Consider the following 12,369-nt stretch of genomic DNA (forward strand, 5'->3'; position numbering starts at 1 on the left):
TCAAACAGGGGCTTCCGTGTTACTACTCGATTCTTGCCTGTTTCTGCTTTATGCTCCCTTCAACGATGAGACCGAGGATGTAAGACATGATGATGCAATCCCAGCTTGATGAGCTCTGCGGTCTTACCGCACACGCCAGCAACTGGCGAACGGAGACGGGGATCCCACGCGTAGCGATGGTTCAGGGAAATATTCCGGCTTCGGCACTGGCTGCAGTTTATGAGCCAATGATCAATCTGATCCTAAGGGGAAGTAAGTCGATGACGGTGGGAGACAGGGTTTTCAACTATGACCCTGCCTCGTATTTTGTGATGTCGGTTGATTTGCCAGCGGTGGGTACAGTTTATCCGTCTGCGACAGGAGAACCGTATTTGGCGGTGAGTCTGACCCTGGAACCTCAACGTGTGGCTGCCATGCTGGACGATTTACCTCAATCAGCAATGAAAAACAGACCGGAAGGCGCGTTCTCTGTTGCCTCAGTGACATCCGAACTTCTTGATGCTTGGGTCAGAATGCTGCGTCTGATGAAGACCCCCGACGATATTTCCGCCCTCGCTCCCAATTATGAGCGCGAAATTCTGTATCACGTATTGAAAGGACCGCATGGCTGGATGCTGAGGGACATTGCCTCTCCGGGCACGATGTTGGCCCGAATCGGCAATGCCATTCGCTGGTTAAGACATAATTTTACAGAAGAGTTTGTCGTTGAATCATTGGCCGAACGGGAGGCGATGAGCGTATCGGCTTTTCATCGTCACTTTAAAGCTGTCACGGCCATGAGTCCTTTACAGTATCAAAAGCGCGTTAGGCTGCTTCATGCCAGAACGATGTTATTAGGCAGGCAACAAAGCGTGACGTTTGTTGCCCAGGAAGTGGGATACCGGAGTGTGCCCCAGTTTAACAGGGATTACGCCCGCATCTTTGGTCTGCCACCGCTGAAGGATGTTGCTCATCTGCGTAAGGTCATCAATGTGCGTGACAACCCCTAGCAAAGACGGCGGTTTATGAAAGGTGGCAGTGCCCCATATTTCTGCAGCTAATCCTCTTCACAGTAAAATCATTATGCCAGCAGAGCATTAACATCGTTTCAAGGGCACTTCCCATCTTACTTTTAGCTTTTCCCGAGCATCGCTTGGATCGGTTCCAAACCACCAACCGCCTCGATCGCGATCATTGGATCGGTGTAGTCACGCCACAGGAAAACTTTGCGATCTTTGATGTGTACAATCGACACATAAGAGTTGTTATACGGTTTGTTGGTCATCACAGCATGTCCATGCCCTTTGTATTCCATGACAACGACCTCGACATCGTCGCCTTTCTGGGAACGATGTACCTGGAGGTCACTCATAGAGTTCATCTGTAATACATCGCCATAGCCGCGAAAAGCTTCCATGAGTTCACCGGGGCCATGAAATACGGGCTTTGTTCCTGGCACAGGGAAAGGATTTTCCCATATTGCATCGTTGGCAAACCATTCAAAGAAGTGGTTTCCGTCTACGGAATCACCGATCACCTCTGCACACATGTTAAAAAGAGGATCGAGTGCTTTGTATACGGAATAGTCTGTAGTTGAGCTCATGTCTTACTTCCATAGTATAGTGAATGTTACAGAACACCCTAAACCTCATTGCGCATTAGGGCAATGAATATATATAGTGATCACTATGGATAAAAGTAAGTCTCACCCAAACCGCACCGGTCGGCCGCTCTCATTTGATCGCGGGGCTGCACTTAAGGTCGCGATGCACCTATTCTGGCAGCATGGCTTCGAGGCCACCTCAATAGCGGAGCTCACGCACGCTATGCGGATCACGCCGCCAAGTCTTTACGCAGCATTCGGTGACAAGCGTCGTTTGTTTATGGAAACAGTCGATCTGTATCTAGGCGGTGTTGATACTGTAACCAAAGGCATCGAGGCTGCAACCACTGCGCGGGATGCTGCCCGAGAGCTACTTACAGCCGCTGCGATTGGCCACACTGGCGAAGACACGCCACGAGGATGCCTGCTGGCAAGTGCGATCGTCAGTAGTTCAACCCGTGCTGACGATATCCGCGAAGAGCTGGCGGATATTCGACGACATATTGAAGCGGCGCTGCGGTCACGAATTGAGCGCGATATTCGCGCCGGTATACTCCCGGCGAATGCCGATGCCGACATGCTTGCGGGGCATGTATTTGCCGTCATTCAGGGTATGTCGACACTCGCGAAGGACGGTGCCAATCGAGATAAGCTACTCCGAATTGTTCATGGCACCATGTTGGGGTGGCCGGATTCGAACTAAATGTTCCTATCCATAAATTCAGGAGGTAAATCGCCGTTTGCTGATAGGTGCTGTCTTGGTAAGCGCCGTACAAGAAGATCCAATATCCGCATTGTCGGGTTCAATGGCTTTGATCTTTTCGGGATAGCGTAGCATCAGCTCTAACGCTAACTCAGCATCCTGCTGTTCATCCTTCGCACCACTTAGCCAAAAGGTCTGCCGATAGCGGGCTAGTGACAACGCGTGTACTGGAAAAACAGTGACAAATGGGTACTTCTGGAGAGCATACACTACCGGGCCTTTCTTCAGCTCAAGGGTGATCGCGATCCTGCCTTTCACCTTCTGCTGCAACTCGCTGAGCCAGATATCAAGCGCTTCCGGAGTATGTTCAACCACATAGAATATACGCTCACCGTTTTTAAACTGAACGCAGACATCGTGCTTTTTATCCGCCCAGTCCAGACCAACATGAGCAGCAAACTGATCTATCGCAATCATAACCAACTCATCTTTACCGGGGATTGGTATGCATTCCACGCTCTTCGAAAGAAATATAGTCAGCAGTTTGTCTGCATGCCCTGAGTATTCGTTAGCGAACGTGGAGCACTTACTGGCTCGAAAGCAAAGCGGCAATCATCAAATCACATGATTCTGGCACAATATTCGTAACCAGTAAGCGCATACCCTGAATCACTTAGAAATGTAACTCTCAGGGTTCGAATGACTATATCTGGCACGAAGCCGACAGTGTGAAGGGCAATCACATCCGCTATAAGCGAATAACCGGCCGCAATGGTCAGCGCAAACCGGTCGTGTTAAAGGAGGGCTTAATCACGGGTGTACCCGCTCACTGGTTCATGGCACGGCTTCTGGCACCGGGCTTGAAAGCATGCTTTTTCCCGCAATAAGCGATGATAAACGCAACAGCCATAAAGGCCATGAGCGCCCAGGGAAATGATACCACACCGGCATTATTCAGAAGCAGGCCGCCGACGCCGCCGCCGCTGGCGATAGCCAGATTCCATGCAGTGGTCACCATCGCCTGAACGACATCGACATTATCGCCTGCCGCATCAGCCGCCGCCGTCTGCATTTGGGTTGACGCGCCACCGAATGACCCTCCCCACACGATGACGGCCAGGAATACAACGACTTGCTCCCGCATGCCCGAGACCAGTACCACAGATACAGTAGCCAGTGCCGCAAGGCTGAGCAGAACAAGATTACGCAGGTGGCGATCAATCAGCGTTCCGGTAATCCAGATGCCGACAAGCGCAGCAAGCCCAAAGACTAGCAAGATGAGTCCGACGTGCGCGGTCAGGCCCGACAACTCCAGGAACGGGCCGATAAACGTATAAAGAATGTTGTGTGCCGTCATCCAGAGAAAGATGACAGCAAGAACCGGACGTACTCCGGGCATCAGAAAAACCTTCCACACGGGCAGACGCCGGACAGCCACCGGTCCCGGCAGGTCAGGAACCGCAACCAGCGTCCAGATAAACAGAATGACCGCCAGTGCAGCCATAAGCCCAAACGGCACTCTCCATCCCATCATGCCGCCCAGCCACGCACCCGCAGGAGTCCCCAGTGACAGGGCAATCGGTATTCCGACCATGGCAACAGCCAGAGCGCGGCCCTGCAAATCAGCCGAAACGAGGCGGCGCGCATAGCCGGCCAGTATTCCCCATGCAAGTCCGGCAGCCACGCCAGACATAAACCGGGCCGTCAGCGTCAGCCCGTAGCTGGCTGAGAAGGTGGTAATGGTGTTGAAAATCAGGAAGGTCCCGACAGCCAGTAACAACACTTTTTTACGGCGCCATCCGCTGGTCAGCACCGTTAACGGGATCGCCGCAAGCAGCGAACCAAGTGCATAGACGCTCACCAACTGACCCGCCATCACCTGAGAAACGCCAAGGCCCTCTCCAATTTCCGGAAGCAGACCCGCCGGAAGGGTCTCGGTCAGGATAGCAATAAAGCCGGTCATGGCAAACGCCAGCAGGGAGGCCAGTGGCAGCCGCCGTTCTTTTGTAGTTTCATGGGGTTCTGTATTGGCGTGCACGGTGAGTCCTTTTTGAGGTAACTAAAAATAGCGGGAACCGTTCTCGGAATTAGTTTCCGAACTGATATATATACTGATTGGTATATATGTCAAAGGCTATAGGCCAACCTGCAGGTTGTCAAGTACATATGTATCGATTAGTATTTATCTCTACTTTGCAAAATCAGGAAGCGGTATGGCTCAGATGGGACGTCCACGTTCATTCGACCGGGACGAGGCAATTCGTCAGGCGATGTACCTTTTTTGGCAGCACGGCTATGAATCCACCTCGCTCGCCCTGCTCAAAGAGAACCTCGGTAACGGTATCACCGCACCCAGCTTTTATGCTGCTTTTGGTTCAAAAGAGGCGCTGTTTGAAGAGGTTGTCGATTGCTACGCGGCGACTTACGGTCAGGTTAACGAGTGTCTGTGGGACGACACGCTCAAGCCGCGTGAGGCTGCTGAACTGGCGTTGCGCCGTTCAGCAGAAATGCAGACAGAACAGGGGCATCCCAGCGGCTGCCTTATCGCGTTATCCGTTAATACCTGTTCGCCCGGGCACGAGCACATCCGCAAGATTCTGGCAGCGCGACGCACACGCACAAGGGAGGGATTTCTGCGATGTGTTATGAGGGCAAAAGACGCGGGTGAACTGGCTGCCGGCACCGACGCACGAGCGCTGGCCATGTATTTTCACAGCTTTGAAATCGGCCTCTCAACTGAAGCGCGTGATGGTGCAACCGGCGAAGAACTCAATGCCTCTGTATCGTTCGCGATGAAAGCTTGGGATTCAAATTCCCTGCATCCTTTTGATTAAAAAACGTAACGTTATCAATGTCTTTTTTTGGCTACTGGTTCAACCGATGGATGCAACACACTGATTGAACCGCTCTGCGGGTAATTCATAGTCTAGCGTTTTTCTCGGCCTTTCGTTGAGCTGTCTGGCAACAATTGTTTGCTTATATCGCATGGTCCTGCAGGTAAGCACATGTTCGACGGTGAGGAGAGTTCAGTCGCAGGGAATATCGACTTATTTTCATATAAAAGTTTCGTCCATCGTTATACGAAAAATGGCGCTTGGCGGGTCGCCGTACATACATGAAGTTGAGTATAAAAATTTGCGGAAGGTGAGTAAGTTATGGGCTGTATAACTAACGCTATCACGCAAAAGGCGTGCTACGATTCTCTACAATTTGATGATCTAAATTCCCTCGTTCTTATGTATTCTTTATGGTTGTTATAATAAGCACTGGCCACAAATTAATGAAGGTGTCGATAATACAGCCTAATTCAATAAGTGTTGCGCCTTCACGGGCGCGTACCGACATTCCCTGAAGAATGCAGGACAGATACTGGGCAACTCTGGCAACATCAGTATCAGAAGGTAACTCTTGGTGTTGTTGACACTTTTCCAGAAAATCTCTCAACATAACTTCTTGCGTATGGTGTTGCCCGAGCAGCATACGCGCTACATCTCCTGATGATTCAGCCAATGCCATAGAGTTGCAGATAACAAAGCAACCTGCAGGTTTATTTCTGTCCGTAAAACAGGCTGCTACAGAGCGAAAATAGTTTTCAATCCGCTGGGCAACTCCCCCTTCTGTGCATTCCAGAGCTTCTTTGCGATGCATATCGAAATTCTCAATATACCTTTCCATTGCTGCGCGAAAAAGGCCTTCTTTGTTGCCAAATTCGGCATATAGCGTGGGTGCTTTTGCTCCTGTTACCTTAACCAGGTCTGATAGCGATGTTCCTTCATAACCGTGAGCCCAAAACAGCACCATGGCTTTATCAAGTACGCTTTCGCGATCAAAAATTTTAGGTCTGCCTCTGCCCCGCGTTTTTTTGTCAAAATTAACCATTGTGGCGTTCATCTCTTTTCCTTTTTTTCTTATCATTAATTAAATTAACAATCGATATAAAAATCTGCAAGCTTTATCGCGGCTGTTTTGAAGAAAATCAAAGTAGGGCCGGACAAAGATTTCATTTTTAATAGATGTACCGACGTGCACCTGATGAGATTTTTTATAAATATCTTTACATTTCAAATGAATATCTAATTTATTAATGATTAATAATAAAAACGTTGACGAAACCATCCCTACCGCGTACCATTTAATTATCGAACGTTAATTAAATAACTTCGCAAACCTTTTTACTACTGGAACTAATTGAGATATTTATTATGAAAAATGTAAAAGCCATCATTGTTGCTACTGTTTTTGCCTCTATAACTTCTGGCGCTTTTGCTGCTAATCTGGTGAATATTGAGCCAGAAAATCTGGAGAAAATTGGTGTAGTCTCTGCCGGTAATGCAAATAGTTTATCTTCTTTGGAAGAACAACTGAAAGAGAAGGCTGATGCTGCGGGCGCTGCCTCTTATCGTATTACCTCCACATCGGGTCAGAATAAGCTTCATGGTACTGCCGTTATTTATAAATAAAATTTAATTTTCTCAATATATTAAAAAACCGTCTTATAATGAACTGACCCCATAAAGTTGGACGGTTTACATCAGGCGGCTATTTGGGCCTGGGTTCGGTACTCTACCGGACTCAGGCCTTTCAGTTTCTGTTTTATTCTTTCATGGTTGTAATAGTAGATATATTCGTCGATTGCCGTTCGTAGCTCATTTATATTGCTACTCACCCAGATACAGACACTCCGATTTCAGCGTGCCAAAGAAGCTTTCTATCACCGCATTGTCATAGCAGTTTCCCTTTCGTGACATGCTCTGCTTCAGCCCTGCTTCCTCAAGCCGCTTCTGATAATGTACCATCTGATACTGCCAGCCCTGATCTGAATGCAGCAGCGGATATTCGCCTTCACTCAGTACCAACAGGGCCTTAGACAGCATATCGTTCACCATCGACAGATGAGGGCGATGGGCCATTTGATACGCCACGATTTCACCGTTATACAGGTCAAGTACCGGAGATAAATACAGTTTCTCCCCGGCAATTTTAAATTCCGTCACGTCCGTTACCCACTTCTGGTTGGGTTCGTCAGCACTGAACTGACGGTTCAGTACATTTCCCGCAGCTTTGCCGTATCGTCCCTGGTAAGAGTTGTACTTTTGCTATAGTGACAAGTCCGTCACCGATAAGGGAAGGCACAGACCATATAGTTGCAGCATAACGCCAACTAAAGCCTGCCCCTATCGTGCCCAGGACCATCCCAAAATAGCCCACGGGTAAATCGAGGTAATAGCGGCTATTATTCAGATACTTTTTATTCATTTTATTTAATTTATAAAATTAATTTTAACTTGATGAGGATTTTATGGGATTTGTCTTTCGAAAACAACGGCACATACGAAGGACGGCACTTATTGATGAGAAAACATCATGAGCTGGGATCAGCTTATATGATAGCCAGGAAGCACAGTCCCCTTTCGACCCGTTTCTAATTTAGGAAAACCTCAATTTTCTTATCAAAACTTTACGCAATTTAAAGATGACGATCTCCCGAGGGTGAGTTCCAAAAAAATGAATTTCAGGCAGGATGAGCGCCCCCCTCCCAAGTCATCCTGTCGCTCCCATCGACCAGCCGTTCTGCTAACCCATCGTCGGCAGTACTTTTACTGACAGGGTACAGGCAATCTGTTGGCAAAAATTCATTTAAAGTCAGAGTTAGAAAACATCCCTATTTATAGAGGTAGACAAACACTTTAATAATAGATAATCTACCTACTAGTTGGTTTGTAAATTGCCAACAGTTATTTTAATGCTTACTCAATAGATCATTGGAGCCGAGATGCCTACTACAACTGCAGTTAAACCATTTGCCGCGGCAGATGCTATCCAGAACACCCGTGAAGCCGTTCGCAATCAACCTGGTTTGGGTAATCTGACGATCCAAATGAAAGCCCGCTCTAACGGTAGGGTCTCTGTCCGTGTTGAGACCGGGGCGACAATTCAGGATGGAAATGTAGATAACAGTCGTGTTGGAAAGTTTTCCAACATTGGTGATGAACCCGAAGCCCTGATGGGTACCGATTCGGGTATGGGCCCGACAGAATATATCCTCCAGGCATTGGCCGGTTGTTACACTGCCACACTTACCATTTTGGCGGCCGAAAAAGGAATTGACCTTGACGGTATTGAATTAGATTTGAATTTCGATATTAACCTCAATGGTTTCCTCGGACTAGACAGTACTGTGCGTAAAGGTGCGAAATCAATCCGTGTGGATGTGCATCTTGCCAGTAAATCTGCCAGCCGCGAAGAGTTAGAAGCACTGGTCAGTGAAATGCAAAAAAGTTCTCCAATCCATGACACACTGGCAAATCCGGTAGAAATGATTACACGTTTAGTCTGATCACTTTGTCGGTAGAGAAAATAAGCAAACTGCCACCTTATAAAAGGTGGTTTTTTGTTTGAAGCATAACAAGTAGGGTGAAGCAAACAACTTAGCTGAAGGGTAACAAGCCCCCCATTCTAATCTTCTGACAGGTAGTATGGTGTGATTTCAACCTCTTTGTTTATTGCGCCTAATGAAATCAATCCTATTACGGTTGATTAACGTACAAATTGAGGATTGACAAAAAACGACATGATCAAAGATTTTGCCCATTAAAAGTAATAGAACTTGCCCCATCAAATAGGGAGCTATACAATCTACCTACTAGTAGATTACAAGGGTAATTATGACAACGATGACGCGAGAACGACTTCTCAGTGAAGCAGAACATCTGATGCGAGAGAAAGGCTATTCTGCCTTCAGTTATGCTGACCTCTCAAAGATAGTCGGTATTGCCAAAGCCAGTATCCATCACCATTTCCCGACAAAAGATAGTTTGGGTGAGCAGGTGGTCATTCAGGCGTTATCCGACACTCAAAAATTATTTGAGCAGATTGAGGCGACGGAAAAGACAGCAGAGAAAAGAATTGCTGCTTATATCGATCTCTTTGCCCAAAGCCACCGGGCTTCGCTTTTACCTCTTTGCTGCGCACTATCGGCAGAGACGGCCAATCTTCCGGCCAATGTGACCAAACAGACGTCACTCTATTTTGATATGCAGATAGCGTGGCTGACTAAGGTCGTGCAAGGTGGAATAGCGTCGGGGGAATTTATGTCACATATCATGCCAACGGACATGGCTTTGATGATAATTAACATCTGTGAAGGTGCCAGTGTTGTGGCCAGAGCAACCGCCAGGCCCGAAGTTTTTAACAGCAGTCTTAAATACATAAAGTTGTTACTCAATACAAATCAATCAGGAGATTAGCCCGATGTTGGACTGGAATAATTATCGTACAGATGTAATGCAACGCTTAGGTGAGCTGGGCAAACTGACACCGGAAACGATGAAAGGCGTGGTTGCGCTGGGTAATGCAGGCAATAAAACTGACCTCCTTGGCGCTAAAGTACGTGAACTTATCGCATTGGCCTGTGCCGTGACCACACGTTGTGATGGGTGTATTGCGTTTCACGCCGATGCAGCGGTTAAAGCCGGTGCAACAGATGCCGAAATTGCCGAAGCATTGGGTGTTGCGATAAATCTTAATGCAGGGGCTGCCGTTATCTATTCAGCACGTACCTTAGATGCAGTGAGCAAGTTCCGAGATTAATCACTCAGTACTCGAATTTAAAAAGGGCATTACTGCCCTTTTTTTATGTCTGTCACTGCCTGAGCATAAACGGAACCGGATTTAACACCTGCAATACGTTTTACCAGTTGCCCCTCATGAAATATTAGGACAGACGGAAGCCCCCAAATTGCATACTTTGTTGTCAGCACTGGCGCCTGATCAACATTCACCTTACCCACCTGAATATTATCATCAAGTTGATTTGCAAAAAGACTGAACATTTCTTCACTCGCCTGACACGGTGGGCACCAGAGCGCAGAAAAACGCACCACTGACACCCCTTCGTATTGCTCGATATCTCGAAAATTATCTTCGTTGTAAGAAATTAATTCACGCATGATGATGACCTCTCTGAGGGGGATGATATTGCCAATGGCATATTAGCTCACTTTCTTACCGACCTTCTGTAGGGCAGAAGAAAGAAGACAAATTCATTGCTTCTGTTGACCAACCAACTAGAAGGTTGGTATAGTGCCACCTATACGATATTTAAGCAAATGCAACACAATTACATTCGGTCATTAAACCTGCCGAACGTCGAAACTCCCCCTCGGGAGACACACTATTTTGCCCTTGAGAGGTACACAATGAGTAAGCTGTTCACCCCCTACAATCTGTCTGGTATGTCGTTAAAAAACCGTGTAGTTATGGCACCAATGACCCGTACCCGTACAATGAATGATGTGCCGGATGCCGTTGTGGCTTTGTATTACGCACAGCGCGCTTCCGCGGGCCTTCTCATCACCGAAGGTATGCCAGTCTCTGAAGAGGGTCGCGGCTATTTATACACTCCAGGGGTCTACAATCACGAGCACGTTCAGGGCTGGCGTAAGGTAACGGATGCGGTTCATGCAAAAGGAGGTCGTATTTTTGCCCAGCTCTGGCATGTGGGCCGGATGTCTCATGTTTCCCTTCAGCCGAACAACATCGCACCGGTTTCCTCAGGCTCGGTACAGGCGATCAACACAACCGTTTTTGCGCTCACTGAGTCGGGTGAACCTGGGCCAGTAGTCCCAAGCCAGCCACGAGCCCTTGAAACTCATGAGATCAGACGCATCACTGCTGACTTTGTTTACTCAGCTCGCCTGGCGATGGAAGCTGGCTTTGACGGCGTGGAAATCATGGCGGCAAATGGTTTTATTTTCGACCAATTCCTCAGCAGTGCACTGAATACACGCACTGATGAATACGGCGGCTCTATTGAAAATCGTCAACGCTTCTTGCTGGAAACTATTGACGCCGTTTCAGCTGCTGTAGGTAGCAGTCACGTTGCCGTACGCCTGTCACCATTTGGTCGTATTTATGATCTCGCGCCTTATGAAGACGAAGAGCAAATTTGGTCGAGTATCACCGCTGAGCTGGGGCAACGAGAGTTGGCTTATGTTCACCTCTATTATCAGCCGATATATACAAAAGCCCCACTTCCTGAGGGATTCCGTCGCATTTTCCGTAACACGTTTAAAGGTACCATTATCGCCGCTGGCGGTTTTACCCGCGACATCGCTGAAAATGCACTTGATTCTGATGAACTTGATCTGGTTGCCTTTGGTGTGCCTTACATTGCTAACCCAGATTTGGTCGAAAGAATGCAGCATGGCTGGCCACTGGCCGAAAGTGACCGTTCAACTTACTACGGCGTGAGCGGCTCTCCGGAAAAAGGCTACACCGATTATCCGGCCTGGCAGGCTGACTAATTACGTTGCAGGAATTGTTATCTGTGATGGGAACATTCCTCTTTACGGTCTTTAAGGAATCAATATGAAAATTCTCAAACCTAGACTCACCATCGATATCTGGTCAGATTTAGTCTGCCCATGGTGCTGGATTGCAAAAAAAAGATTTGAACAAGGTTTGGCCTTATTCGAATTCCGCGACCAAGTGGAAATTCGCCATCATAGCTTTCGGTTAGCTGGAGGCAGTCAGACCCTGCCATTCAGAGATGCCATTCGTCAAAAACTCGGCAACCAGCACTCCGCGGATTCGATGATGAGTCAGGTAGAGACAGCGGGTAAATCGGAAGGTCTCGTGTACAACTTCAGCACCATGTTGTTTGGCGATACCGAAGATGCTCATACCCTGTTGACCGCAGCACGGGAGGTGGGGATTGGCGATGCGGTAGAAGAGCGGCTTTATCGCGGTAGCATCACTGAAGGTCGATCAATTTTTGATCGACAAGAGCTTGTCGCTCTCGCGGTTGAAGCTGGTATGGCAAAAACCGAGGCGGAAGTTGCTTTTGAGAATGATGCCTTTCGGGTCTCTGTGGCAAAAGATGAAGCCCACGCCCGCTCAATCGGCGTCAGTGGTGTTCCCATCTTTGTGATGAATGAGAAATATGGTATCAGCGGTGCACAGAGTGCAGACAGTTTTTTGAATGCACTGCGTCAGGTCTGGGAAGAGCAGCAAACTGATCTGTCCGACACCACAAGCCAGACTTGTGGAACCGGTGGCTGCAGCATTTGAACCATCAACTGCC

13 protein-coding genes and 3 pseudogenes are annotated in these 12,369 nt (G+C 48.0%); 9 read left to right on the plus strand and 7 right to left on the minus strand.

What is annotated here, in order from left to right:
- The first annotated feature begins 86 nt into the window (after window positions 1–86).
- Window positions 87–989 (plus strand): AraC family transcriptional regulator N-terminal domain-containing protein, encoded by a 903-nt coding sequence (locus tag V1956_RS21895; RefSeq protein WP_442825675.1) that lies wholly within the window; start codon window positions 87–89, stop codon window positions 987–989.
- 122 nt (window positions 990–1,111) lie between these two features.
- Here the strand turns inward: V1956_RS21895 and V1956_RS21900 are convergent, their stop codons facing one another.
- On the minus strand, window positions 1,112–1,582 hold the full coding sequence (locus tag V1956_RS21900) for a nuclear transport factor 2 family protein (protein WP_442825676.1): 471 nt from the start codon (window positions 1,580–1,582) through the stop codon (window positions 1,112–1,114).
- Window positions 1,583–1,745: 163 nt separating this feature from the next.
- On the opposite strand from V1956_RS21900, the gene V1956_RS21905 reads away from it, so the two are divergent.
- Window positions 1,746–2,285, plus strand: coding sequence for a TetR/AcrR family transcriptional regulator (locus V1956_RS21905; RefSeq protein WP_442825839.1), 540 nt, complete (start codon window positions 1,746–1,748; stop codon window positions 2,283–2,285).
- 81 nt (window positions 2,286–2,366) lie between these two features.
- Here V1956_RS21905 and V1956_RS21910 read toward each other — a convergent pair.
- Window positions 2,367–2,762 (minus strand): annotated as a pseudogene (locus V1956_RS21910) (IS110 family transposase); the annotation flags it as partial.
- 349 nt (window positions 2,763–3,111) lie between these two features.
- Complete coding sequence (locus V1956_RS21915; RefSeq protein WP_442825677.1) at window positions 3,112–4,323, minus strand: MFS transporter; 1,212 nt, start codon at window positions 4,321–4,323, stop codon at window positions 3,112–3,114.
- A 175-nt stretch (window positions 4,324–4,498) separates the two neighbouring features.
- On the opposite strand from V1956_RS21915, the gene V1956_RS21920 reads away from it, so the two are divergent.
- Window positions 4,499–5,119 (plus strand): TetR/AcrR family transcriptional regulator, encoded by a 621-nt coding sequence (locus V1956_RS21920; protein ID WP_442825678.1) that lies wholly within the window; start codon window positions 4,499–4,501, stop codon window positions 5,117–5,119.
- 400 nt (window positions 5,120–5,519) lie between these two features.
- On the opposite strand, the gene V1956_RS21925 is transcribed toward V1956_RS21920, so the two are convergent.
- On the minus strand, window positions 5,520–6,176 hold the full coding sequence (locus V1956_RS21925) for a TetR/AcrR family transcriptional regulator (RefSeq protein ID WP_442825679.1): 657 nt from the start codon (window positions 6,174–6,176) through the stop codon (window positions 5,520–5,522).
- A 311-nt stretch (window positions 6,177–6,487) separates the two neighbouring features.
- Here V1956_RS21925 and bhsA point away from each other — a divergent pair, with 311 nt between their 5' ends.
- Window positions 6,488–6,745 (plus strand): multiple stress resistance protein BhsA, encoded by a 258-nt coding sequence (gene bhsA, locus V1956_RS21930; RefSeq protein ID WP_442825680.1) that lies wholly within the window; start codon window positions 6,488–6,490, stop codon window positions 6,743–6,745.
- A gap of 71 nt (window positions 6,746–6,816) precedes the next feature.
- Here the strand turns inward: bhsA and V1956_RS21935 are convergent.
- Both V1956_RS21935 and V1956_RS21940 read right to left on the minus strand, forming a co-directional pair.
- Window positions 6,817–7,381 (minus strand): annotated as a pseudogene (locus V1956_RS21935) (IS3 family transposase); the annotation flags it as partial.
- Window positions 7,380–7,541, minus strand: a pseudogene (locus tag V1956_RS21940) (dicarboxylate transporter/tellurite-resistance protein TehA); the annotation flags it as partial. The pseudogenes V1956_RS21935 and V1956_RS21940, both read right to left, overlap by 2 nt.
- Before the next feature lie 517 nt (window positions 7,542–8,058).
- On the opposite strand from V1956_RS21940, the gene V1956_RS21945 reads away from it, so the two are divergent.
- From V1956_RS21945 to V1956_RS21955, 3 genes are all read left to right on the plus strand, one after another.
- Entirely contained in the window at window positions 8,059–8,622 is a 564-nt protein-coding gene (locus V1956_RS21945; protein WP_442825681.1) for an OsmC family protein, read from the plus strand.
- A gap of 328 nt (window positions 8,623–8,950) precedes the next feature.
- Entirely contained in the window at window positions 8,951–9,532 is a 582-nt protein-coding gene (locus V1956_RS21950) for a TetR/AcrR family transcriptional regulator (protein WP_408579798.1), read from the plus strand.
- Window positions 9,533–9,536: 4 nt separating this feature from the next.
- Window positions 9,537–9,875, plus strand: coding sequence for a carboxymuconolactone decarboxylase family protein (locus V1956_RS21955; protein ID WP_408579799.1), 339 nt, complete (start codon window positions 9,537–9,539; stop codon window positions 9,873–9,875).
- 29 nt (window positions 9,876–9,904) lie between these two features.
- Here the strand turns inward: V1956_RS21955 and V1956_RS21960 are convergent, their stop codons facing one another.
- Complete coding sequence (locus tag V1956_RS21960; RefSeq protein WP_442825682.1) at window positions 9,905–10,234, minus strand: thioredoxin family protein; 330 nt, start codon at window positions 10,232–10,234, stop codon at window positions 9,905–9,907.
- A gap of 249 nt (window positions 10,235–10,483) precedes the next feature.
- On the opposite strand from V1956_RS21960, the gene V1956_RS21965 reads away from it, so the two are divergent.
- Both V1956_RS21965 and V1956_RS21970 read left to right on the plus strand, forming a co-directional pair.
- The gene (locus tag V1956_RS21965) at window positions 10,484–11,590 is read left to right on the plus strand and encodes an alkene reductase (RefSeq protein ID WP_442825683.1); all 1,107 of its coding nucleotides are present in this window, start codon (window positions 10,484–10,486) and stop codon (window positions 11,588–11,590) included.
- Window positions 11,591–11,654: 64 nt separating this feature from the next.
- Window positions 11,655–12,356, plus strand: coding sequence for a DsbA family oxidoreductase (locus V1956_RS21970; protein ID WP_442825684.1), 702 nt, complete (start codon window positions 11,655–11,657; stop codon window positions 12,354–12,356).
- Window positions 12,357–12,369: the final 13 nt, after the last annotated feature.

It is taken from the genome of Yersinia sp. 2540 StPb PI, from assembly GCF_052217165.1.
GTDB lineage: Bacteria > Pseudomonadota > Gammaproteobacteria > Enterobacterales > Enterobacteriaceae > Yersinia > Yersinia enterocolitica_E.